Source organism: Sporosarcina sp. BP05, assembly GCF_014282005.1.
Lineage (GTDB): Bacteria > Bacillota > Bacilli > Bacillales_A > Planococcaceae > Sporosarcina.
Genome location: NZ_JACFTD010000008.1, coordinates 41513 through 65007 on the forward strand (window position 1 = coordinate 41513; position 23495 = coordinate 65007).

At 43.0% G+C, this 23495-nt stretch carries 23 protein-coding genes; 18 read left to right on the forward strand and 5 right to left on the reverse strand.

The features are described from left to right. Positions 1-12: 12 nt before the first annotated feature. The 3 genes from H2672_RS11075 to H2672_RS11085 form a co-directional block, all read right to left on the reverse strand. Complete coding sequence (locus tag H2672_RS11075; RefSeq protein ID WP_186671386.1) at positions 13-1428, reverse strand: sensor histidine kinase; 1416 nt, start codon at positions 1426-1428, stop codon at positions 13-15. Beyond that, positions 1425-2126 (reverse strand): winged helix-turn-helix domain-containing protein, encoded by a 702-nt coding sequence (locus H2672_RS11080; RefSeq protein WP_186671387.1) that lies wholly within the window; start codon positions 2124-2126, stop codon positions 1425-1427. Before H2672_RS11080 ends, H2672_RS11075 begins: the two co-directional genes overlap by 4 nt. A gap of 114 nt (positions 2127-2240) precedes the next feature. Then, entirely contained in the window at positions 2241-3407 is a 1167-nt protein-coding gene (locus H2672_RS11085) for a S1C family serine protease (protein ID WP_186671388.1), read from the reverse strand. A 134-nt stretch (positions 3408-3541) separates the two neighbouring features. Here H2672_RS11085 and H2672_RS11090 point away from each other — a divergent pair, with 134 nt between their 5' ends. The 8 genes from H2672_RS11090 to H2672_RS11125 all read left to right on the forward strand — a co-directional run bounded on the left by H2672_RS11090 (position 3542) and on the right by H2672_RS11125 (position 12185). Continuing rightward, the gene (locus H2672_RS11090; RefSeq protein ID WP_370569635.1) at positions 3542-4537 is read left to right on the forward strand and encodes a LacI family DNA-binding transcriptional regulator; all 996 of its coding nucleotides are present in this window, start codon (positions 3542-3544) and stop codon (positions 4535-4537) included. 86 nt (positions 4538-4623) lie between these two features. Then, positions 4624-5904 carry a histidinol dehydrogenase gene (gene hisD / locus H2672_RS11095; protein WP_186671389.1) on the forward strand — a complete coding sequence of 427 codons (1281 nt, stop codon included), beginning with the start codon at positions 4624-4626 and terminating at the stop codon, positions 5902-5904. A 31-nt stretch (positions 5905-5935) separates the two neighbouring features. Then, on the forward strand, positions 5936-7249 hold the full coding sequence (locus H2672_RS11100; protein ID WP_186671390.1) for a GntP family permease: 1314 nt from the start codon (positions 5936-5938) through the stop codon (positions 7247-7249). Positions 7250-7325: 76 nt separating this feature from the next. Continuing rightward, the gene (locus H2672_RS11105; protein ID WP_186671391.1) at positions 7326-8258 is read left to right on the forward strand and encodes a 3-hydroxyacyl-CoA dehydrogenase family protein; all 933 of its coding nucleotides are present in this window, start codon (positions 7326-7328) and stop codon (positions 8256-8258) included. Positions 8259-8270: 12 nt separating this feature from the next. Beyond that, a complete protein-coding gene (locus H2672_RS11110) occupies positions 8271-9035 on the forward strand; it encodes an SDR family NAD(P)-dependent oxidoreductase (RefSeq protein WP_186671392.1) in 765 nt (254 codons plus the stop codon). 21 nt (positions 9036-9056) lie between these two features. After that, on the forward strand, positions 9057-9824 hold the full coding sequence (locus tag H2672_RS11115; RefSeq protein WP_186671393.1) for a 3-hydroxybutyrate dehydrogenase: 768 nt from the start codon (positions 9057-9059) through the stop codon (positions 9822-9824). Positions 9825-10134: 310 nt separating this feature from the next. Then, entirely contained in the window at positions 10135-11676 is a 1542-nt protein-coding gene (adh, locus tag H2672_RS11120; protein ID WP_186671394.1) for an aldehyde dehydrogenase, read from the forward strand. A 152-nt stretch (positions 11677-11828) separates the two neighbouring features. Further along, positions 11829-12185 (forward strand): DUF779 domain-containing protein, encoded by a 357-nt coding sequence (locus H2672_RS11125; protein WP_186671395.1) that lies wholly within the window; start codon positions 11829-11831, stop codon positions 12183-12185. 293 nt (positions 12186-12478) lie between these two features. Here H2672_RS11125 and H2672_RS11130 read toward each other — a convergent pair whose 3' ends face one another. Further along, positions 12479-12871 (reverse strand): thiol-disulfide oxidoreductase DCC family protein, encoded by a 393-nt coding sequence (locus H2672_RS11130; RefSeq protein WP_186671396.1) that lies wholly within the window; start codon positions 12869-12871, stop codon positions 12479-12481. Positions 12872-13064: 193 nt separating this feature from the next. On the opposite strand from H2672_RS11130, the gene H2672_RS11135 reads away from it, so the two are divergent. The 5 genes from H2672_RS11135 to bioB all read left to right on the forward strand — a co-directional run bounded on the left by H2672_RS11135 (position 13065) and on the right by bioB (position 15877). After that, on the forward strand, positions 13065-13247 hold the full coding sequence (locus H2672_RS11135) for a hypothetical protein (protein WP_186671397.1): 183 nt from the start codon (positions 13065-13067) through the stop codon (positions 13245-13247). 221 nt (positions 13248-13468) lie between these two features. Further along, positions 13469-13876: a hypothetical protein gene (locus H2672_RS11140; RefSeq protein WP_255485717.1), complete on the forward strand. Its 408-nt coding sequence runs from the start codon at positions 13469-13471 to the stop codon at positions 13874-13876. A gap of 57 nt (positions 13877-13933) precedes the next feature. After that, complete coding sequence (locus tag H2672_RS11145) at positions 13934-14119, forward strand: histidine kinase (RefSeq protein ID WP_186671398.1); 186 nt, start codon at positions 13934-13936, stop codon at positions 14117-14119. Positions 14120-14268: 149 nt separating this feature from the next. After that, the gene (locus H2672_RS11150) at positions 14269-14871 is read left to right on the forward strand and encodes a biotin transporter BioY (protein WP_186671399.1); all 603 of its coding nucleotides are present in this window, start codon (positions 14269-14271) and stop codon (positions 14869-14871) included. A gap of 1 nt (position 14872) precedes the next feature. Next, the gene (gene bioB / locus H2672_RS11155) at positions 14873-15877 is read left to right on the forward strand and encodes a biotin synthase BioB (RefSeq protein WP_186671400.1); all 1005 of its coding nucleotides are present in this window, start codon (positions 14873-14875) and stop codon (positions 15875-15877) included. 42 nt (positions 15878-15919) lie between these two features. On the opposite strand, the gene H2672_RS11160 is transcribed toward bioB, so the two are convergent. After that, complete coding sequence (locus tag H2672_RS11160) at positions 15920-16504, reverse strand: GNAT family N-acetyltransferase (protein WP_186671401.1); 585 nt, start codon at positions 16502-16504, stop codon at positions 15920-15922. A 225-nt stretch (positions 16505-16729) separates the two neighbouring features. On the opposite strand from H2672_RS11160, the gene H2672_RS11165 reads away from it, so the two are divergent. The 5 genes from H2672_RS11165 to H2672_RS11185 all read left to right on the forward strand — a co-directional run bounded on the left by H2672_RS11165 (position 16730) and on the right by H2672_RS11185 (position 23455). Beyond that, positions 16730-18436 (forward strand): hypothetical protein, encoded by a 1707-nt coding sequence (locus H2672_RS11165; protein ID WP_186671402.1) that lies wholly within the window; start codon positions 16730-16732, stop codon positions 18434-18436. Between the two features lie 191 nt (positions 18437-18627). Next, positions 18628-19098 (forward strand): CtsR family transcriptional regulator, encoded by a 471-nt coding sequence (locus H2672_RS11170; RefSeq protein ID WP_186671403.1) that lies wholly within the window; start codon positions 18628-18630, stop codon positions 19096-19098. Between the two features lie 32 nt (positions 19099-19130). Next, positions 19131-19685, forward strand: a complete 555-nt coding sequence (locus H2672_RS11175) for a UvrB/UvrC motif-containing protein (RefSeq protein WP_186671404.1) — start codon at positions 19131-19133, stop codon at positions 19683-19685. Next, the gene (gene mcsB / locus H2672_RS11180) at positions 19675-20763 is read left to right on the forward strand and encodes a protein-arginine kinase McsB (RefSeq protein ID WP_186671405.1); all 1089 of its coding nucleotides are present in this window, start codon (positions 19675-19677) and stop codon (positions 20761-20763) included. The genes H2672_RS11175 and mcsB overlap by 11 nt, the downstream gene beginning before the upstream one ends. Before the next feature lie 217 nt (positions 20764-20980). Then, positions 20981-23455 carry an ATP-dependent Clp protease ATP-binding subunit gene (locus H2672_RS11185; RefSeq protein ID WP_222439374.1) on the forward strand — a complete coding sequence of 825 codons (2475 nt, stop codon included), beginning with the start codon at positions 20981-20983 and terminating at the stop codon, positions 23453-23455. Positions 23456-23495 lie beyond the last annotated feature (40 nt).

Here is a 23495-nt window from a genome sequence, read left to right on the forward strand (position 1 = left end):
GTTAAAAAGCAGTTAATTTTCGTTTTGTACGGGAAACGACAGTGTAAATTTTGTCCCTTTCCCTTTTTCACTAGTAACATCGATTGTGCCGTTATGCATCACGACCAGACTTTTTACAATGGACAAGCCAAGTCCGAATTCACCGTATGGATTCGTTGTTCTAGATACAATCGCTTTATAAAATCGACCCCAAATTTTCTCGACATCGTCAGGGTCAATGCCGATTCCTGTATCTTCAATTTCGATGATACAGTTCGTATTGTTCATATAACCGCGAAGATAGATTGTACCGTCTTCGGTAAACTGGATACTGTTTTTCGTAATATTGATCAATATTTGGGTGAGTCTATCGTAATCTGCAAACACCATTACATCAGGATCCGCAGCTAAAAAGATCTTATTACTCCGTTCCGCCGCAACGCCATCTAGCTGATCTTTGATAATCTCTAATAATTCAACGAGCTGGATATCCTGTTTAATGAGGGTGACCTGGTTAGATCGGATTTTTTCGTAATCCAGGTTTTCATTGACCAGACGGATAAGTCGCAACGTTTCATTGGTGGCAAGCTGCAGTCCCTTTTCTTTTTCGGATTCAGGAATCATATTATTTTTTAGACCCTCAATCATGCCTCTTATCGTCGTAAGCGGGGTTCGCAATTCGTGTGACACATCGGCCATGAATTGGCGACGTCTGTTTTCGAGATTTTCAATTTCCTCCATTGAGGCGTCCAGCTTCTCAACCATTTCATTAAAATCACCCGCGAGCTCGCTGATTTCATCAAAATCAGAAGAGGGGATACGTACGGAGTAATCACCTTGTGCAACGGCAGAAGTTGCTGCTTGAAGCCGTTTAATACGCCTAACGTGAAACGTTGATAAAATCCAGCTCAGAAGAAGTGAAATAGCCAGTGCGATAAACGTTGTAATCAGCAAATAGGTATTCATTTGCGAAATTGCCTCACGTGAGCCCTTTATGGGGGAAGTCAAAAGTATGCCGCCGCCAAATCGATTATTTTGTACATAGGGAAGAAGAACAAATGTGACGGCTTCGTTGAATCGTTTGAAATCCTGCTTCACAGTTACAGTTTCACCATTTTTAATATCGTGCCATTCTTCTTTACTTAAACTAATGAGTGGTGTTTTTATGCCAGTCGAATAAATGATGGCTGAATTTTCGTTGAATAAACTATATTGAATATCTCGCCCATTTAGGACTTGTCCGTAAGACTTTAATATCTGGTCCGAACTTCGTTGGTCTTGTTGAATGTCACGTAAAATAGTTTGTCCATATGTCGCGAGTTCTTCCGTTTTATTAGCATAGACAAACTGCTCAATATAGTGGGAAAATAGCAAGCTCAATAATAAAAAGGCAATGACGATAACGCTGAAGTGACTGACAAGTTGCTGGTATAAGTATTTGACTTTCACTTTGAGTCACCTAAAGTTTCGTCAAATCGATAACCGACGCCCCAAACAGTATGGAAAAATGGTCGCTCATCCGTCGAAACTTTCGTGCGAAGCCGTTTGATGTGCACGTCGACAGTTCGATCATCACCGTAAAAGTCATAGCCCCACACATTATCCAGCAATTGTTCACGTGAGAAAACTTGTTTCGGATGTTGGACGAAATGGTAGAGCAGATCGAATTCTTTCGGCGTCAGGTTTTGTACCGGCACTCCGTCGAGCAATACATCACGTGTGTTAACGTTGATTTTAAAATGGGCTGTTTCGACGATACCATCCTGCGACGGTTTGTCTTTCAGTGTTGAATACCTGCGTGTCACCGCTTTAATGCGGGCCATAAGCGCCAGTGGACTAAATGGTTTTGTGACATAATCATCTGCACCCATTTCAAGTCCGAGCACCTGGTCTGATTCACCGTCTTTTGCGGTTAACATAATAATCGGCGTCGCAATGTTTGCTGACCGCAGTTTATGGCAAATCGAAATACCGTCCATGCCAGGCAGCATCCAGTCAATAATGATGCAATCCCAGCCGCCCTGCTTCGCCAGTTCAAAACCTTCCAAACCATTATTTATGAATGAACCATCGATTTCTTCCTTCAAAAAAAATAACTCAATCATGGAAGAGACACTCTCATTATCTTCAATTACTAAAATTCTCACTAAAACACGCCTCCTGTTGCACTGCCATTCCTTTCAAGTTAAATCGAAAACGAGAAATTAGCAACTGCAAACACCCCTCCCATGTTAATGGGGAGAGGTGCTTGCATGAATAGATTAATTTGCCGTGGATACATTGCTCGTAAGTAAAACGTCAACCGTTTTTAACTCTGCGCCGCGATAAATCGTAAATGTTGCTTTGTCACCGACAGCAAGATTCGTATACAAGAATTTCCGTAGCTCTGTCGAGTTCTTCACTTCAGTGCCATTAATCGCAGTTATAATATCTTCTACATCGAGACCTGCTTTTCCTGCTGCGGATGCAGGATCAATATTTGTAATTACTACACCGGCTGTAACTTCATTCGGAAGACCTTGCAAGTAGGTCCGTGGCACTTGATCAAGATCCGCAAGTCCAATACCGATATATGGGCGTTCAACTTGTCCGTTTGCTGTCATTTCATCAATAAGTGGAACCACTTCGTTACTCGGGATCGCAAAGCCAAGACCTTCAACACCACTTTCAGAAATCTTCAAGCTGTTAATGCCTATTACTTGTCCAGCCGCGTTGAGAAGTGCACCACCGCTGTTGCCGGGGTTAATGGCAGCGTCCGTTTGGATAACATTCATTTCCCAATCGCCTGCAGATGTCTTCACATTAATGGATCGATTGACTGCACTTACAATTCCTTGAGTCACTGTACCGGAGAAGTCGAGACCAAGTGGATTACCGATGGCGATAACATCGTCTCCTGCACGAAGTTTATCGGAATCGCCAAATTCAAGGGAAGTGTCTGCATACTTCGCATCGATTGTTAGGACAGCGAGATCGCTTAGCGCATCTTTACCAACAAGTGTAGCTGTGGTTGTCTCTCCGCTTTCAAGTGAAACTTCAAGCTTTTCTGCACCTTCGATGACGTGGTTATTCGTCACGATAAATGCTTTGTCACCTTCTATTTTATAAATGACACCGGAACCTGACCCGCTCTTGGCGCTCCCGGCTTGCTGTGAAAAAGGGTTATTTTCTTTTTGGTAATTAACAATCCCAACAATCGCGCCGGAAGACTGTTCGACCATATCGGAAAGTGACGGTGTATCTTTAGCGCTTGTTTGCTGTACATTATAGGGAACCGTATTCGTAGTGACTGGAACCGTTTCGGCGGAACCGCCTTGGAGCAAATCTGTATTGACTACGACTGCTAACGTTAATACTGAACCAATAACACCTGCTCCTAATGTTGCTAAAAATCGTTTACCTGGTTTGTTTTTATTTTCTGTCTCCATGCTAATTCCTCCCGTTTCATCTGATACCCTTTATTTTAGTTGGAATATATGAACAAACTATTACCGAGAAGTTAATAATTGATGAAGAAGCCAATTTGAGGGTATAGTTGAATCAATAAAATGATTCCAAAGGTGTGAGTGAGATAGAAAAATTGATTACAGCGATGGATGTTGCAAAACATGCGGGGGTATCTCAGTCATCTGTGTCTAGAGTGTACTTTGAAGGTGCTACAGTGTCTGCAAAGACAAGGGAAAAGGTTCTAGCCGCCGCGAAAGAATTAGGCTATCGGCCAAATGAATTAGCTAGGAGTTTAATCACGAATCGAACGAAAATCATTGGCATAGTGATGAAGGGTATTCAAAATCCTTTTTATCCTCAAGTTCTAAAGCAATTTACAACAACCTTTAAAAGTTTGGGCTATAGCATTATGTTTGTGTACACGAATAATGATGAAATACAAAAAGAAGATATCGATACTCTATTTAATTATAATGTTGCGGGTGTCATCATTACAGACGCATCACTGTCTTTAAATGCTATCGAAGACTTTAAAAAATATAAAATTCCGTTGGTTCTTTTTAACAGAAAAATTGCGAGTAATGATTTTTACTCTGTGTGTTGTAATAACTTAGGGGCGAGTAAGGAGATTGCACACTACCTTATTGATAAAGGCAGTACGGATATCATTTATATCGCTGGGAATCAAAATACATCGACAAGTAAAGAGCGGGAACAAGGCTTTACTGAAGTGCTTAAAAAAAGTAACATTTCATTGGACATATTCGGATCAGATTATACATATGAGGGCGGATACAGGATTGCTCAGCAATTGATAAATGAAACTAGAATTCCGGATGCATTTTTTGTGGCGAACGATATCATGGCGTTGGGTGTGTTGGATGCACTTCGTGAAAGTTCGATTTCTATTCCAAAAGTTACGAAAGTAATTGGGTTCGATAATATTGAAATGGCTTCATGGCCACCGTACAGTCTAACGACTTGGGCACAACCGATTAATGAAATGGTAGATCAAACAGTCGTTTATTTAATGTCGGAAATAGAAGAGTACACAGGTTTCGCTGAGAATGTGGAAGTAAATGGTGTTTTGGTTGAGCGTAAAACTACGTAAAAAAAGGTTGACTTCCTAGAGTATTTGAAATACTCTTTACCTATAAAGTGTTTTGCATACGTATGCAAGAAAGAGGAGGAAGTAAAATGGTTAGAGTATTAAAAGCTGGTAAATCACAAGAAGAGTTGACTAAAAACAGTCTTGAAGTATCAAAAATTGTAGCTAATGCTATTCAGGAAATCGAAAGCAGAGGGGACGAAGCGGTTCGTGAGTTCTCCGAGAAATTTGATAAATGGTCACCCGAAGCATTCAGACTAACTGAAGAGCAAATTAAAGAAATCGTAGCGCAAGTACCTGCGGAAGTAATCGAAGATATTAAATTTGCTCAAAAGAATATTCGTGAATTTGCAGAAGCGCAATTAGCGTCAATGAACGATGTAGAAGTAGAAAATATTCCAGGTGTTATTTTGGGACATAAAAATATTCCTGTAAGTAGTGTCGGCTGTTATATTCCAGGTGGACGTTACCCTATGGTTGCTTCTGCACATATGAGTGTATTGACGGCTAAAGTTGCTGGTGTTAAACGTGTAATCGCTTGCACGCCGCCAATTAACGGTGAAATCCCGAATGCAACTATCACGGCAATGTATTTAGCAGGTGCGGATGAAATTTACTTATTGGGCGGAATCCAAGCGATGGCTGCCATGGCGATTGGAACTGAAACAATCCAAGCTGTCGATATGATTGTCGGACCTGGAAACGCTTTCGTAGCAGAGGCAAAAAGACAATTATTTGGTCGCGTAGGAATTGACTTGTTTGCAGGACCTACTGAAACATTAGTTGTTGCGGATGAAACAGCAGATGCTGAAATGATTGCTACGGATATTCTTGGACAAGGTGAACATGGTCCGACATCTCCGGGTGCTTTAATCACTACTTCGGAAAAACTTGCTCATGAAACCGTAGAAGAAATCGAAAGACAACTTAAAGTGTTACCAACGGCTGACGTTGCACGTGTTTCATGGGATGATTACGGCCAAATTCTGTTAGTGGATAGCATCGAGGAAGCGGTTGTAGAAGCAGACCGTCTGGCATTTGAACACGTTGAAATTCTAACAGCAGATCCAAATTACTTCTTAGAAAACATGACAAATTACGGTTGCCTATTCTTGGGACCTGAAACAAACGTTGCATACGGCGATAAAGTGATTGGAACGAACCATACATTACCAACAAAAGGCGCGGCTCGTTATACTGGCGGTCTATGGGTAGGGAAGTTCATCAAAACGGTAACGTATCAAAAAGTGACGCCTGAAGCGAGTGCTTATATTGGCGAATATGCAGCGCGTCTATGTCAATTGGAGAACTTTGCAGGTCATGCTGAACAAGCATTATTACGCGTAAGAAGGTACGGAAAGAAAGCATAATTTCTTTTCTGCAAAGGGGGCAGGCGATTCGATGTTAGGGATGATAGGGTTATTTGGGGGATTAGTATTATTAATTTTTTTGACGATGAAAGGCATGAACTTATTAATCGCGGCGCCGTTATCGGCGCTTGTCGTTGCGCTATTAAGCGGTTTACCTTTATTTCCGCAGCTAGCGGATGAGGGAGTAGCTAACTTTCTGACGAACTATATGGGCGGATTTTCAGGATTCATCGGATCATGGTATCTGATGTTCTTGACGGGGGCCATTTTCGGTAAAGTCATGGAAGATAGCGGTGCGGCGGATAGTGTTTCGAAATGGATTGTTGGCAAGCTCGGTATGAAACGGGCAGCTCTTGCGGTCGTAATCGCGTGTGCAATCTTAACGTATGGCGGGGTTAGCCTATTCGTCGTTGCGTTTTCTGTGTATCCAATGGCAATCAGTTTGTTTAAAGAAGCAAACTTACCAAGAAGATTCATTCCAGCAGCGTTAGCGTTTGGATCTACAACGTTTACAATGACTTCAGCGGGTTCACCTGAAATCCAAAACTGGATTCCAATTCAATTTTTAGGAACGACTGCATATGCTGGGTGGCAAGTAAGTATAATTGTCGCTGTATTTATGGCGGTCTTCGGCTACTGGTGGCTGAAAAAAATGATTGCGAAAGCAATAGCAAAAGGCGAGCATTTTGTTGACAGAGAAACGGATCGTCACGAAGTTAGGGAGGATTTACCGAATCCTTTATTAAGTGTAATTCCTTTATTTGTTGTTTTAATCATCTCATTTATATTCCATAATTCATTGGGGACATCTGCTTTAATCGTTGCACTTACGAGTGGTGTGATCGCAACGTATTTAATAAACAGAAAGTATTTCACGAATTTTGGGAAAGCGGTTTCAGACGGAACAATGGGTGCAGTTATTGCCATTGCCAATACAGCCGCGGTTGTAGGATTTGGTGGAGTTGTGAAAGCAACACCTGCATTTGGTGAAGCGGTTAGCTTTATGACGGCTATACCAGGTAGCCCACTAATCGGAGGTGGACTTGCAGTTGCTGTTATTGCAGGTTTAACAGGTTCATCTTCTGGCGGACAGGCAATTGCATTGCCGCTACTTGCACCGCATTACTTAGATTTGGGCGTCGATCCGGATGCGTTACACCGTGTTGTCGCAATTTCATCAGGATCTTTGGATTCATTGCCACAGGGCGGTTATGTTGTAACGACAATTCGTTCAATTGCGGGCGAAACGCATAAAGACGCATATCCTGCGTTTGGTGCATTAACGGTCATAGTACCAATACTCGGCGTTGTATTAGCTGTCGTATTATTTTCATTAGGCATGTAAGTAATAGATACCCAACAAGCTATTTGGTATAGTTTGTTGGGTATTTTATCATATAGAAAAATGGAGGTAGACCGTTATGGAAAAACTATCAATCATCGGTTGTGGCACGATGGGACATTCAATTGCGCTATCAGCGGCGTGGGCAGGGATTGAAGTCAAAATCTCTGGTGTGAATGAACAAGACCTTGCAACAGCAGACAAAGGACTTCGCAATAAATTAACGGTAATGGTACAAAATGAGTTGTTTAATGAAGCAACGGCTGAAGAAATTCGTCGGCGCATTGTATTTTCAACATCATTAGAAGAGGTTGTAAAAGATGCAACGTTTATAATTGAAGTTATTCCAGAGAATAGTCAAATGAAGCGGGAATTGTATAAGGAGATTGAGGCAATATGCGGTACAGATACTGTTCTTGCGAGTAATACGTCAGGATTTACGCCAACTTCCTTAGCGGAAGAAATGGAGCATCCGAATCGTTTTGTCGTTACACATTTTTGGAATCCAGGACATTTGATCCCTCTTGTCGAAGTGGTTAAAGGGGAAAAGACTGATCAGGAAACGATTGAACGTGCTATGAATTTATTGACCAAAATGAATAAAAAACCGATTTTGATAAATAAAGAAGTACCGGGATTCATCGGGAACCGGTTGCAGTATGCTCTATTCCGCGAGGCACAATCGTTGCTTGATGAAGGTGTTGCGACAAAAGAAGATATCGACGCTGCTGTAACGTATAGCATTGGAAGACGTTTGCCGATAACAGGACCGTTAATGACTGCAGACATGGGGGGCCTTGACGTTTTCTCTGCGATTTCAAATTACTTGTTTGAAGATCTTAGCACTGAAGATAAATCGGGGATTCACTTATCGAACCTAGTTGATCAAAAGAAGTTCGGTGATAAAAGTGGCGAAGGATTCTACATATGGGATCAAGAAACTTCTGAAGCAATCAATGCAGAGCGGGAGAAAACGCTTATTCACTTCCTGAAAAACGATCGAAAAGAGTAGGAGATGCTAACTATGAAACCATACTTTTCAGATTTAGAAAACAAAACGGTTATCGTAACAGGCGGAAGTAAGGGGATTGGAAAAGAAATTGCCCGGACATTCGCTGAACTAAAAGCCAATGTCGTTATCGTAGGTCGAGATGAGAAGGCGCTACATAACGCGCTAGTAGAATTACAACAATACAATACGAAATGCAAATCGATTCAAGCGGACTTAAGGGATATCAAGCAGGTTCGGGCGTTGGTTGATGAGGTAGCAATTCAATTTGGAACGGTTGATGTATTGGTAAACAATGCAGGTGTTAATATCGCTAAACCGGCAATAGAAGTAACGGAAGATGATTGGGATCAAGTGTTGGATACAAATTTAAAATCTACATTCTTTTGCAGTCAGGCAGCCGCTACTTACATGATTTCGCAGGGGAGTGGAAGGATCATCAATATCGTTTCCCAAATGGCTTTCGTTGGTTATTATAAAAGGGCGGCTTATTGTGCAAGTAAAGGTGGAGCGGTTCAACTGACAAAGGCGTTAGCAGTCGAATGGGCGCAAAATGGAATTAATGTAAATGCTGTTGCTCCAACATTTATTGAAACAGAATTAACGACTAAAATGTTTGTAGACGAAGCCTTTAAAAATGATGTGGAAAGTCGGATTCTCTTAGGTAAATTGGCACAACCAGGAGATATTTCGGGAGCGGTTCTTTACTTGGCATCGAATCTATCGAATTTTGTTACAGGTGAAACGATTAAAGTAGATGGTGGATGGACAGCAATCTAAAAGGTAAGGGTGGCAAACAACATGATACAAGATCAAGTGTTATTTATAACTGGAGCGGCAAGAGGAATCGGATTCGATATAGCAAAAGCGTTTTCTGAAGCGGGTGCCAAAGTTGTCATCTCTGATTTAACGCAACAAGCAATTGATGAAGCACTTTCGAAATTCGACAAAAATGTTGAAGGAATTGTCTGTGACGTAACGAAAGAAGAAGATATTAAAAATGCAATTGAATTTACGGTGGAGAAGTTTGGGCGAATTGATATTCTTGTCAATAATGCAGGGATGCAACATGTATCATTTATCGAAGATTTCCCTACTGAAAAGTTTGAGCTGCTCGTGAAAATTATGTTGACTGCTCCATTTATCGCTATTAAACATGCACTGCCTCATATGAAGAAACAACAGTTTGGAAGAATTATTAACATGGCTTCTATTAATGGCGTCATTGGATTTGCTGGAAAAGCCGCTTATAACTCTGCGAAACATGGGGTAATTGGTTTAACGAAAGTAGCTGCACTTGAATCCGCTGCAGATGGAATTACTGTCAATGCGATATGTCCGGGATATGTCGATACGCCATTAGTGAGGAATCAGTTTGCGGATCTTGCAAAAACAAGAAATATTGAAGTTGAACAAGTTTTGGAAGAGGTACTCTATCCATTAGTTCCTCAAAAAAGACTGCTCGATGTGAAGGAGATAACGGATTTAGCTTTGTATATTGCAAGTGACTCCGCGAAAGGTATGACTGGACAAGCGATTATTTTGGACGGCGGCTATACCGCTCAGTAAAACTACATTTATTTAAAGGGCCTTCCCGTAAGTCGATTTATAGACTGATGGGATGGCCATTTATTTTACTTGAAACAGATAAAAAAAGTAGTTTCCGATGAACATGTCAATCCGTGTCGAACGATTTTAAAGTATAGTAGTTGTAATAATTAATATAATCTGACAGAATGAGAGGACAAGCTTCTTTTTTATTTCGAAAGGGTTGTAAGCGCATACATCACTTTATTTATGGTAGGGGCGCATATGGCAGAAGTTTGCGGCGTATAGTGGCATTGTGTGAAAAATTCGACTCACAGGGAGGAATGGAAATATGGTACAAGCGGTAGAAAATCAGATTTATGCTTTTCCGAACACGGAAGGTGCGAAAGTAAACTTTAAGGAACGCTACGATAACTTTATTGGTGGAAAATGGACAGCGCCAGTTAAAGGGGAATACTTCGATAACGTAACGCCGGTAACAGGAAAAGTATTTACAGAAGTAGCACGCTCAACTGCAGAGGATGTTGAACTTGCGTTGGATGCGGCACATGCAGCAAAAGATGCTTGGGGAAAAACGTCTGTTACTGTGCGCTCAAATATGTTACTGAAAATTGCTGATCGCATTGAGCAAAACTTAGAAATGCTGGCTGTTGCTGAAACGTGGGATAATGGCAAAGCAGTTCGTGAAACTTTGAATGCGGATTTGCCACTTGCTATTGACCATTTTCGCTATTTCGCTGGTGCGATTCGAGCGCAAGAAGGCGGAGTTAGTCAGATTGACGACGATACGGTAGCGTACCATTTCCATGAGCCCATCGGTGTCGTTGGACAAATTATTCCATGGAACTTCCCAATTCTAATGGCGGTATGGAAGCTAGCACCTGCGCTTGCTGCCGGAAACTGTGTTGTGCTGAAGCCTGCAGAACAGACGCCGGCATCGATTCTTGTACTCGTAGAATTGATTGCAGATCTATTGCCTCCTGGCGTTCTGAATGTGGTGAACGGTTTCGGTCTTGAAGCAGGTAAACCACTTGCATCGAGCTCACGTATCGGAAAAATTGCATTCACAGGTGAAACGACAACAGGACGTCTGATTATGCAATATGCCTCACAAAATGCAATCCCTGTTACGCTTGAATTAGGCGGTAAATCACCGAACATCTTCTTTGAAGACATCATGGACGAAGACGATTCGTTCTTGGACAAAGCAGTAGAAGGCTTCGTCATGTTTGCACTGAACCAAGGTGAAGTATGTACATGTCCTTCACGTGCGCTGATTCAAGAATCCATTTACGATAAATTCATGGACCGTGCAATTGAGCGCGTAAAAGCGATTAAAACAGGAAACCCGCTTGACCCGACTGTCATGATGGGTGCGCAAGCGTCAACTGAACAGCTGGAAAAAATACTTTCTTATCTAGATATAGGCAAACAAGAAGGTGCTGAATGTCTGATTGGCGGAGAGCGAAATCAGCTCGAAGGAGATTTGAAAGACGGTTACTACGTAAAGCCGACTGTCTTTAAGGGGAATAATAAAATGCGGGTTTTCCAAGAAGAAATTTTTGGCCCTGTCGTTTCGGTTACAACGTTCAAAACAAAAGAAGAAGCGCTTGAAATTGCAAACGACACGCTCTACGGCTTAGGGTCTGGTGTTTGGACGCGCGACATGAATACGGCATACCGTTTCGGCCGTGGCATTCAAGCGGGACGAGTCTGGACGAACTGTTACCACATGTATCCGGCGCATGCTGCGTTCGGTGGTTACAAAGCATCTGGTGTCGGTCGTGAAAACCACTTAATGATGTTGAGCCACTATCAACAAACGAAAAACATGTTAGTTAGTTACAGTGAAAACAAACAAGGCTTCTTTTAATTTCATTCAGCGGGGGTTCAAACCCCGCTGAATGAAATTAAAGCCTCCGGCGGATGTCACAGATTTTGAAGGGAGTTAATTGAGCAAGCTCAATCCAAAATCCGGACGCAATCACGCCGAGGCGTGATTGATTCGAAAAGGGGGTAGTGCGGATGACGGAACGCGTACTTGCAACTGACGCTGCACTGGAACTCATTGCGTTTTTGAAAGAGAAACACGGCCCACTCATGTTTCACCAGTCTGGCGGCTGCTGTGATGGCTCATCACCGATGTGTTATCCGAATGGAGAACTGATTCTAGGTGATCAGGATGTCATGCTTGGTACTATTGGTGAAACACCGTTCTATATGCACAAAAACCAGTTCGAGTATTGGAAGCATACACAGCTGATCATTGACGTTGTCAAAGGTCGCGGAGGCATGTTTTCGCTGGAAGGCGTCGAAGGTAAACGCTTTTTGACTAGGTCGCGTGCGTTTACGGCTGAGGAAAATAAAGAACTACATGTATAAGTGAATGACAAAAGGGGCCCCGATGAAAACTCGAAGGGCCCCTTTTCATTGTCTAGGTAACTATAAAATCTCGTACTGTGGATAAATTGTAACCTAGAGATTTCACGTCCAGACTCCAGCACCTAGAGGCTCGGGCCATAAGTCGGTCCGGCTGTGCGGCAAAGAACGCCGCTTGGGCCTGCAGGATGCAGGTCATGCAGTAGTTGCGACACGACGTCGCGAACTTAGACTGCCTTCCTTTACCCGTCTTATGCCTGTCGCCTCTGAACAGGTGCTTGCGCTTTTGTCATTGCCTAAATAAAACGTTTGCGCTGTTGCGGCGATGGCAACATACACGCATCTTCTTTCTTGCCAAACCATTTATAGCGATTACTTGCAACGTAGTCATATACGCCGTCACGGATTTTACGTGGTACGAGTATAAATAGGAAGAATAGATGCCATAATCCATCTAGCTTTTTTGCGATACGGAGTGCCGCTGAAGACTTGGTGAACGCTTTACCGTTTTCGATCAAAACCAAGCTGTCAACGTCTTCAGGAATGGCATATTTTTTCGTAAGTTCCAGCCCTTTTTCGCTTTGCAATGAAGTAAATAGAAAATGGGCGGCAGGATCTCGCTTTATAATGAACTGCACACTTGAGTCACAAAAGTTACAAACCCCGTCAAATAAAACAATTCTCTTCACAAAATAACCTCCCGGCACGCTTCTTTTTATAGTATAGCCTGTTAGTCTAGCTATAAAACGTGAAAGATGTAACAGTTTACGTTTGGCGGAATATTTAGTATAATTGTTGCTAGAAGAAATAGCACGTGCTACAAACGTTTGGATGTTTTCCACCGCATTTAGCCCCGGCAAAATGATGAGAGGATGATAGACTATGGAACGTTTACCTATTGAACCATCCGAAATGGCACTAAGGCATAACAAGGACTACATCGATAAGCTAAACATGATTGGTGAAGGCGGTCCAATTTATGATCAATCTGGAATGCTCGAGAAAAGGCGAGAAGAGTCCCATGTTTTCGAGGATGGAGAAAAACTTCCGCGTGATTACCAATGACCAAACCTCACAGCAATGTGAGGTTTTTCTGTTTCTTTGTGGGCTATATAAGTTGAAATAAAGAGCCCACATTGAATCTGCCGTAGCGCAGCGGATTTGAATGGAATCTTGATTGCAACATCTATAATTAGTAGACTTTCCAATATTCATTAATATCCATAGTGTCTATCGCCCGTTTGTCTTCCTTCTTTTCACATCTACTAGAAGGAGGAGGTGATAGTATGATGCAACAAGGTAATTGGCAACAAGGTAACCATATGCAACAAGGCAATTGGCAGCAGCCAAATTGTCATCAAGGTAATATGATGGGTGGCAATCAAGTGCGACCGGTGGTATGTCCGACGCAGTATCGTTGCCACGATCAATTTGTACCGCGTGAAGTTCCTTTTATCCATCCGATCGTCAATGTGAATCGGGTGCATACAGTTGAAATTCCACGTCACTATGTCACAGAAACAACACAGAATGTGATGGGGCAAACACTCCCTGCTCGACCTGGTTTCGGTCCAGGAGTGGGCGGAGTCGGTCAAGGAATGGGCGGATACGGTCCACAAGTTGGCGGTATCGGTAATCGACCGGGCTGTGGACATCGACCAGGCTGTGGCTGTGGAAATCGCCGCGGCTGGTGATAGGTCAGAGTTATGGTAGAATAAAGCTACCATAATGATATACAGTAGGTGAATTTGTTGAGAGCTTTTAAATTTGTCATTCCAGTCATGCTACTCGTTGGAGGATTTGGCTGGATGAAATTGACGAAAGAATTTCAAGAAGTGCCCGGGTTAACGCGCTTGGCTATTATAATTGGCGCAATGATTTTGAGTGGGGTCATTTCTTACTTTTTATTTCCAAAAGACGAAGGCGAAAAATCTTAAAGAAAGACCGACGGCAAATTTGCTGTCGGTCTTTTTGTTTTGTTACTTGTTAACATGCTACTTGTGTTAACTAATGTTGAAAAATGTGTTGACTCATAATGTGTTATCTATTATTCTGTTAAAGATAACATAAACATTAGGGGTGTATTATGACAACAGTTACAGAGAAAATGAAACCAAAAAGTAAAAGTGCAATGAGTCCGTTAACACTTGTCTACAGCGGAATGTTCGCGGCGCTGATGATGATTGGTGCAAATATTACAGCGTTTGTACCATTCCTAGTAGTCGGTGGTGTACCAATTACGTTGCAGACATTTTTCGCGATCCTTGCAGGACTTATTCTTGGTAGTCGCAGGGGTGCACTGGCAATGACGGTTTATATGTTCATCGGGCTTGCGGGGGCGCCTGTATTTGCAAGATTCAGCGGTGGTTTTGGATCGATTATTAGTCCGACATTCGGATTTATCCTATCTTTCATTTTGGTAGCATTCATTACTGGGAAAATCGTTGAAAAGAACAGTAAATTATATGGATATATTATTGCTGCAGTCGTTGGTATGGTTGTGAATTATATAATTGGAACGAACTGGATGTATTATGCCTATAAGCTTTGGGCTGCAGCACCGGATGCCTTTACATACAAGGTAGCATGGCTATGGATGATGCCGCCGCTGCCTAAGGATATTGTACTTGCTGTACTGGCCGGGATTTTTGGGCATCGTATGTACAAAGTGTTGAAGGTGAGGCGCTAATATGACGAAATATGCTGATCTTGCTGAACGTGTAATCGAGGGACATGGACTAACGGATGAGGAAGCATATTCTATTCTTGACGCTTCAAATGACGACTTACTACCGCTTCTGCATGCGGCATATTCAATTCGAAAACAGTATTTTGGAAATAAAGTGAAACTCAATATGATTATGAATACAAAATCCGGCTTATGCCCTGAAAATTGCGGTTATTGTGCACAATCAATCATTTCAACAGCACCGATTGAAAAGTATGCCATGATGAAAAAAGAGGAAATTGTAGCGGGTGCAGCAAGGGCAGCAGAACTCAATGCGGGGACCTACTGTATCGTGGCGAGCGGTAGAGGTCCTGCGAAGCGAGAACTTGAAATTGTCATTGATTCTGTAAAGGAAATAAAGTCTAAGCATGCGAATATGACCGTATGTGCTTGTCTCGGACTGTTGAAACCAGAACAGGCGTCGCGATTGAAAGAAGCCGGCGTCGACCGTTACAACCACAACATTAATACGTCAGCATCTCATCATGAAAGCATCACGACATCTCATACGTATGAGGACCGTGTAAACACGGTTGATCTGGTCAAGCAGTCAGGTATTTCACCGTGTTCGGGCGTCATCATTGGTATGCGGGAAACCAAACAAGATGTCGTCTCAATGGCGCGTAGTTTGAACGCGATGGATGCAGATTCAATTCCAGTTAACTTTTTACATGCCGTAGATGGGACGCCTCTTGGTGGTACGAATGAATTGACACCACTTTATTGTTTGAAAGTGTTGTGCTTGTTTAGGTTCATTAACCCGACAAAGGAAATTAGGATTTCAGGCGGGCGTGAAGTGAACTTACGCAGTCTTCAGCCGTTAGGATTATACCCAGCGAACTCAATTTTTATCGGGGATTATTTGACGACAGAGGGTCAGGAAAGTGACAGGGACTATCAAATGTTAAAGGATATGGGATTCGAAATTGATTTGGAACCTTTAGCAAAAGAGCCTGTTTCAGTGTGAATAAAAAAATGGACATCCCATTTCAACGGGATGTCCATTTTTTCATTTGGGCGTATCAAACGGTTGAAGAATATCTCGTTTACCCTTTGTGTGAAAAACAAGTACTTCATCAGTCGGATCGTACTTTTCACCGTAAAACGTTTCATCTTTATAGGTGTGGATTTCATCGTAAGTTTGGGTCATCGCATTATAGATTTCTTCTTCACCAGAATGAGTGGGTGACCAGTATAAGATTTCAAGTACTGTGTTTTCGCCTGTTGCAAGAGAGCGGCGGTTATAGCCGATACGCTGTGCATGTGTGAAGTTCTCGCGTGAGTAAAATTTGAGCCGTTTTGCGGTATCTGTATCTTCATAATCGACAGGCTCCACTTCGAGTAGAATGGGTTTGTTCTTGGACCTTAACATCGTCAACAATTTGCCGCCAAGTCCCATGCCACGTGATTGTGTTGAAACGAACAAGTAGTCGACGAATATAAACTTTTCGAACTCGACATACATGAGGACATGATGAGGTCCTTCATCTTTTTTGTAAACACTTTTCTTGTCTGTTAGTAACGCATCCATATGTTCCTTTGACTTCATCTCTTCAACGGGGAAGTATTCATTTAATTTCTCATACCAATTCAAAATGTATTGCCTCCAATGGTTTATTTACCCCGGAGTTTTTTGTTTTGGATTGTGAGACCGAGGAAAAAAGAAGGGCATTAAAAAAATCCTCTACTTTATTGTATACCCCTTATTTCAACTAAATAAACGTGCTTGGTTTTCGATCAAGGAAATGAAACTATTCCCTTGATTATCCGTATACTTAACTAGCAGCAAAAAACTTTATTAATGGAAAAGGGTGTATGTATGTTTAACTTACTATTATTCTCAATTATTGTGGGCGTCGTGTTCAGTCTAATGATTGTCCCGTTTATCCTAAGTACGCAAGCGAAACGCAGTGTGGACGAGGCGAAGGCAACTGTAAGAGTTCCTTTTAATAGGGGAGCTGCGATTGCAACCGTAGCTATTTTATCCACCATAATCGTGTTCATGTTTTACTACACAACCAACTTGGACCGTAACTGGACGTCTTTGTGGGCGGCGCTTTTAATTGTTACTTTCCTCGGAGCCATTTCAGCGGGTGGCAAGGACCGCCAACTGAAAATCGTTTTATTCTTAGGTGCACTGGCTTTCGGAGCGTATATACTCAGCGCGCCGCTATTCAACGCCGATAAGAAATACAAAGCGGTTGAAATGGATCAGCAAGTGGAAATCACGGCGTTCGATGAAACAAAGACGCCTGCAAGTGTGCCGCCGAAGTTTGCGCGCAATAAGATGAAGAAAGCATTCGGGCAAGTTCCAAATACGAGTTACTATGAGCTCGGCAGTCTGCAAATTCAAAAAGTTGATGGCAAATTCGTCTACATTGCCCCCGTCGAGTTCTCTGGCTTCTTTAAATGGTTGAATGCTAAAACGACGCCGGGGTACTTTACGATGAGTGCGACAGATTCAGCAGATAACCCGAAATTTGTGAAAGCCGAAATGGCGTATACACCATCGTCATTCTTCCACAAACAAGTGGAACGTCATATACGAATGGAAATGCCGAACCTCATTTTTTACGGGGATGTTCAACTTGAAATTGCTGATGATGGAAAACCGCATTATATCCGTTCTTATGGGGACTTTATTTCCGCGCGTAACGGCTTTGATGTTAAAGGGATTGTAACGGTTGATCCTGCAACTGGCGATGTGAAAAAGTATTCGCTTGCAGATGTACCTGAATTTATCGATGGTGCAGTTTCACCTGAAGCAGTAAGTTTGCAAAACAGTTATTTCGGGAACTATATCCACGGTTTCTGGAATTCAGTCGTTGGGAAGAAAGATGTCAAGCTGCCATCAGATGAAGGAACAGAAGCGAATGTCAGTCCAATTTTTGATGAAAATGGGCATATGTATTACTTCACAGATTTCACAAGCCCGAAAGAAGGCGTTGACTCAATGCTTGGCTATGCGTTGACGGATGGTAAGACAGGAAAAGCAACGTATTATTCAGGTAATCTGGAAGAGTCATATATGGATTCGCAAGGGGCATTGCAGATTATTGAAAAGAAATTCATCGAAAAGAAATGGTCTGGTGAAATGCCAGTCTTGTATAACTTCTACGGAGAAGCGAGTTGGCTAACACCGGTGCTCGATTCCAATGGATTCCTGCAAAACTACTTCATTGTATCAGCTGCCAATCCGGAGATATCGGTCTACGGCAACTCGCCAAATGAAGCATTGAAATTGTATAAGACAGCTCTGCAACGTGGGGGAAGCAGTGTAGATGGTAGTTCGAGCGCGGAAGAGGCGAAAGTCGCGGTAACGGTCGTGCGTGTTTTTAAAGAGCGTGTCGGCGATTTTACACTTGTTTCGTTTTTAGCGGATGATGGACGCAACTACATCGTTTCTTCGGAAACTGTGCCACTCTCGATCTATATTCAACAAGGCGATAAGCTTGTTGTAACGTATTTAGAGACGGGTGAATTATTCTTGCCTGTGAAAGAGTTGATGAATGTTAGCATGGATTAATGGGGAGTGGAGTGCAAGGCGAATTTGCCCTGCGCTCCATTTTTAGTTGCTACGGTTAAAAGGTGTTGCCTCATGCCGATACTGGGTTAGTCTGGTGCGTATCGATTGCAGAACGTGCGGAATATCATGTACAATCAAGTCAAAGATAGTCAAAGTCAACGGCTTACCCCCCGTATGAAAGAGGTGAGGGCATGAGAAACATTTCCGACATTATTGAAGGATATTTGAAGGCGATAATTGAAGAGGGACAGTGTGGCACCATTGAAATTAAGCGTAATGAAGTCGCTGAAAAGTTCCAATGCGTCCCATCTCAAATCAATTACGTCATTAAAACCCGCTTCACAGCTGAGCGTGGTTATGCGGTTGAATCGAAGCGGGGAGGCGGCGGCTACATACGTATTTTCCGCGTCCAGGCGAATTCCCGTAAAGAACTGATAGAACATATTTTGGATGGTATCCAATCGGGGGCCTCTTATACGATGGCTTTGGATGTCGTTTATAGACTAATTGAAGAAGAGGTTATAACGGAGCGTGAATCAAAGCTCATTCTTGCTGCGGTTGATCGAAGGACTATCCATCAGCCACTTCCAGACCGCGATATCATGCGTGCACGCATTTTACAAGCGATGCTCTTGACGCTTATTTACGAACAGCTTAACTAATCAACAATCCAACTGATATGAGGTGGCTTTCGATGAACTGTGAAAATTGTAAAGAACGACCTGCGTCCATTACGATCAAGCAAGAAAGTGTGATTGGATCGCTAGAACGTCATTTGTGTGAGAAGTGCGCTTTCCAATCACAAACATTCCATTTCGACCCCAATCAGGAGCCGTTGTCCATTCAGCAGTTCCTATCTCACTGGTTTAGCGGTTCTGATCCTTTCCAGGCACAACCGCAAACACGGGGAGAACCGTTAGAAGGACCTGAATGTCCAGCATGTGGTTTAACGTTTCCAAAGTTCCTCGACATTGGGAAATTTGGCTGTGCCGACTGTTATGACACATTTCGTGGCAGCTTACCGCAAGTTTTTGGCAAGCTTCACAATGGCCATTCAACTCACACCGGGAAAGTACCGGTTTCATTTAATGAGCTATATGCAGTTAAAAAGAAAATCGAAGAGATACGAGTGAAGATGAAAGAGGCTGTTGAAGCCGAGCGTTTTGAAGAAGCCGCAGCTTTGCGTGATGAAGCGAATACACTAAAGCAACACCTTTCCTATGGAGGTGAAGACAACGATGTCGATTGAAAAATTCATGCGTGACGCGGTAACTCCTTGGATGACTGCTTATGGAGAGCATTCAGACATCGTTATGTCGACGCGGATTCGGCTTGCTCGCAACTTGACAGGGTATCGTTATCCTATCGCGTTCACTGAAGAAGAAGCGATGGCGGTAGACAGGGCGGTTACAGGTGTTTTGCTTGATACCATGCAGAGTGGCTATTCCTACACCAAGATGTCCGATCTCCCTGCATTGGAACGTCAAGTACTTGTCGAAAAACATCTAATTAGTCCACAACTTGCAATTCCCGATCGGCATGGCGCGGTTCTTCTATCAGCAGATGAGACCGTAAGTGTCATGGTGAATGAGGAAGATCATATCCGAATTCAATGCATCTATCCTGGGTTACAACTTGAGGACGCCTATAAACAGGCGGATCAGGTCGATGACTACTTGGAAAAAGAACTGCCTTATGCTTTCGATGAAGACTTCGGTTATTTGACAAGCTGTCCATCGAATACGGGAACTGGCATGCGTGCATCGGTGATGATGCATTTACCGGCACTTACAATGACGAAACAGATTGACCGTATTATCCCGGCTATCTCGCGGCTTGGAATCATCGTCCGAGGAAGTTACGGCGAAGGAAGCGAAGCGCCTGGCAATGTCTATCAAGTGTCGAATCAGACGACGCTTGGTAAGACGGAGCAGGAGATTCTTACGGATCTTGGAAATATTGCATCTCGGTTAATTGGGCATGAGCGGAAATCGCGGGAACTGTTACTGGCAAAATCGCGAATTGCGCTTGAGAACAGGTTATTCCGTTCGTTGGGTACAATCAGCTATGCTCGGCTTTTGCCATCAGGCGAAGCGGCACGATGCCTATCGGATGTTAGACTTGGTATCGATCTTGGTATCATCCAGGACGTTGATATGTCGATTTTGAACGAACTGATGATTTTTATGCAGGCAGGTTTCCTACAACAATATGCAAGCACTGAGTTATCACAAGAAGAACGGGATATATTCAGGGCGAAACTGTTTCGAGAACGGCTCAATGTGGATAAGTCCTCCCCTCCGACTGAAATTAATTCGGAAGAGTGAGCAAGTATTTTGCACATTACCTATCGTTTAGGTATAGTTAGGTCAAAGATAGTCAAAGTCAATTTTCCCAATAAAGGAGTTCCTGCGTGCTCGGTTGAATACGTATAAAAGGGTGGTTGTTTTCTTACGCCTTTCTAGAAAAGCAATTCATTTGAGTAATGTATGGGTTTTTGGGGAATTGATTGTATATATATAGTATAGAAGGAGAGGACTGAATATGATGTTTAATCGATTTACACAGCGTGCACAGAAAGTATTGCAACTTGCCCAAGAAGAGGCAATCCGGATGAAACACGAGTCCATTGGTACAGAACATATTTTACTTGGGCTAATTCGCGAAGGCGGAGGCATTGCTGCAAAAGCGCTTGAAGCGATAGGTGTCAACTTTGAAACAATCGTACAAGGTGTAGAGAAACTTGTAGGGGCTGGAACAAAGGATGTCGGTCCAATCGTTCATTACACGCCTAGAGCAAAAAAGGTTATTGAATTATCGGTGGATGAGTCACGTAAACTGGGTCATTCTTACATCGGAACTGAACACATCTTGCTAGCACTTATCCGCGAAGGAGAAGGTGTCGCAGCGCGTGTCTTGAATAACGCCGGCGTTAGTCTTAATAAAGCGCGTCAACAAGTACTTCAGTTACTGGGCAGTAATGATAGCTCTGCCACAGGTCAAGGCGTTTCAAATTCTGCCGCGACGCCGACATTGGATAGTTTGGCACGTGATTTAACGGAAGTGGCGCGTGAAGGCTTGCTCGATCCAGTTATTGGACGTAGCAAGGAGATCACACGTGTTATTGAAGTATTAGCACGCCGAACGAAAAACAACCCAGTACTTATCGGGGAACCAGGTGTTGGTAAAACTGCAATTGCAGAAGGTCTCGCGCAGCAAGTTATCAATAACGAAGTCCCGGAAATTCTTCGTGACAAGCGTGTTATGACACTTGATATGGGAACAGTCGTCGCGGGTACAAAATACCGTGGTGAATTTGAAGATCGCATGAAAAAAGTAATGGAAGAGATTCGTCAAGCGGGCAATATCATCCTGTTCATCGACGAACTGCATACACTGATTGGAGCGGGGGGCGCTGAAGGTGCAATCGATGCATCCAATATCCTGAAGCCTTCGTTGGCACGCGGTGAATTGCAATGTATCGGTGCAACGACACTTGACGAATACCGTAAATATATTGAAAAAGACGCAGCGCTTGAACGACGCTTCCAACCGATTCAAGTCGACGAGCCAACTGTCGATGAAACAATCCAAATTCTCTACGGCTTGCGTGACCGCTATGAAGCTCATCACCGTGTGAAAATCACGGATGCATCAATCGAAGCGGCTGCGAAAATGTCGGATCGGTATATTTCTGACAGATTCCTTCCGGATAAAGCGATTGACTTGATCGACGAAGCTGGCTCGAAAGTACGTCTTCGTTCATACACGACACCACCGAACTTGAAAGAGCTTGAATTGAAACTAGAAGCAATTCGTTCTGAAAAGAATGCAGCTGTTCAGAGTCAAGAATTTGAAAAAGCGGCATCGTTCCGTGATAAAGAACAAAAGATGAAAGATGAACTTGAAGCAACGAAAACGGACTGGAAAGAAAAGCAAGGTCAAAAAGAGTCCGAAGTGACAGTTGAAGATATCGCAGAAGTCGTAGCGATGTGGACTGGAATACCGGTATCTAAGATAGCTGAAACAGAATCAGCCAAACTGCTCAACATGGAAGAAATGCTACACGAACGCGTCATTGGGCAAAGTGAGGCAGTAACCGCTATTTCCCGGGCAATACGTCGGGCGCGTGCAGGTTTGAAAGATCCGAAACGTCCGATTGGCTCGTTCATTTTCCTTGGTCCAACAGGTATCGGGAAAACGGAGTTGGCAAGAGCACTTGCGGAAGTCATGTTCGGCGATGAAGATGCAATGATTCGTGTAGACATGTCTGAGTACATGGAGAAACATTCGACATCTCGTCTCGTCGGTTCACCTCCAGGGTATGTCGGCTATGAAGAAGGCGGCCAGTTAACAGAAAAAGTCCGTCGCAAACCTTATTCAGTCATCTTGTTAGATGAAATTGAAAAAGCACACCCGGATGTCTTTAATATCCTCCTTCAAGTGCTGGAAGATGGCAGATTGACGGATTCAAAAGGACGCTTAGTAGATTTCCGAAATACAGTTCTTATCATGACTTCCAACGTTGGGGCACAAGAATTGCGGAAAAATCGCTATGTCGGCTTTAATTTGGGAGATGCGGGACGTGATTACGAAGGCATGAAATCGGCGATGCTTGAAGAGTTGAAGAAAGCTTTCCGTCCGGAGTTCTTAAACCGTGTGGATGAAATGATCGTGTTCCATGCACTCGAAAAAGAACATTTACGTAAGATCGTCTCGCTTATGTCGAATGAATTGACGAAACGTCTAGGCGAACAAGATATTGAATTAGAGTTGACAGATGAAGCGAAAACAAAAATCGTTGATGTCGGCTATGATCCGGAATACGGTGCTCGGCCACTACGCCGCGCAATCCAGAAACATATCGAAGACCGGTTGTCGGAAGAACTCCTAAAAGGAACAGTTCTGGTAGGCGGTAAAGTACTTGTCGATGTGGTTGATGGAGAGTTCGTCGTCAAGACGGGAATAGATGCTGAACAATTGAAAGTTGCGGAAAAAGAAGAAGTACTGGAAAAATAAAGTGTGAACTGGATAGTCCATCCCACCGACAGTTCTTTTC

Bases quoted from the DNA above. Each gene is read 5' to 3' on its own strand.
- H2672_RS11085 (WP_186671388.1), bottom strand. From the start codon at position 3,407: ATGGAGACAGAAAATAAAAACAAACCAGGTAAACGATTTTTAGCAACA.
- hisD (WP_186671389.1), top strand. From the start codon at position 4,624: ATGGTTAGAGTATTAAAAGCTGGTAAATCACAAGAAGAGTTGACTAAA.
- H2672_RS11100 (WP_186671390.1), top strand. From the start codon at position 5,936: ATGTTAGGGATGATAGGGTTATTTGGGGGATTAGTATTATTAATTTTT.
- H2672_RS11105 (WP_186671391.1), top strand. From the start codon at position 7,326: ATGGAAAAACTATCAATCATCGGTTGTGGCACGATGGGACATTCAATT.
- H2672_RS11110 (WP_186671392.1), top strand. From the start codon at position 8,271: ATGAAACCATACTTTTCAGATTTAGAAAACAAAACGGTTATCGTAACA.
- H2672_RS11115 (WP_186671393.1), top strand. From the start codon at position 9,057: ATGATACAAGATCAAGTGTTATTTATAACTGGAGCGGCAAGAGGAATC.
- adh (WP_186671394.1), top strand. From the start codon at position 10,135: ATGGTACAAGCGGTAGAAAATCAGATTTATGCTTTTCCGAACACGGAA.
- H2672_RS11125 (WP_186671395.1), top strand. From the start codon at position 11,829: ATGACGGAACGCGTACTTGCAACTGACGCTGCACTGGAACTCATTGCG.
- H2672_RS11135 (WP_186671397.1), top strand. From the start codon at position 13,065: ATGGAACGTTTACCTATTGAACCATCCGAAATGGCACTAAGGCATAAC.
- H2672_RS11140 (WP_255485717.1), top strand. From the start codon at position 13,469: ATGATGCAACAAGGTAATTGGCAACAAGGTAACCATATGCAACAAGGC.
- H2672_RS11150 (WP_186671399.1), top strand. From the start codon at position 14,269: ATGACAACAGTTACAGAGAAAATGAAACCAAAAAGTAAAAGTGCAATG.
- bioB (WP_186671400.1), top strand. From the start codon at position 14,873: ATGACGAAATATGCTGATCTTGCTGAACGTGTAATCGAGGGACATGGA.
- H2672_RS11165 (WP_186671402.1), top strand. From the start codon at position 16,730: ATGTTTAACTTACTATTATTCTCAATTATTGTGGGCGTCGTGTTCAGT.
- H2672_RS11170 (WP_186671403.1), top strand. From the start codon at position 18,628: ATGAGAAACATTTCCGACATTATTGAAGGATATTTGAAGGCGATAATT.
- H2672_RS11175 (WP_186671404.1), top strand. From the start codon at position 19,131: ATGAACTGTGAAAATTGTAAAGAACGACCTGCGTCCATTACGATCAAG.
- mcsB (WP_186671405.1), top strand. From the start codon at position 19,675: ATGTCGATTGAAAAATTCATGCGTGACGCGGTAACTCCTTGGATGACT.
- H2672_RS11185 (WP_222439374.1), top strand. From the start codon at position 20,981: ATGATGTTTAATCGATTTACACAGCGTGCACAGAAAGTATTGCAACTT.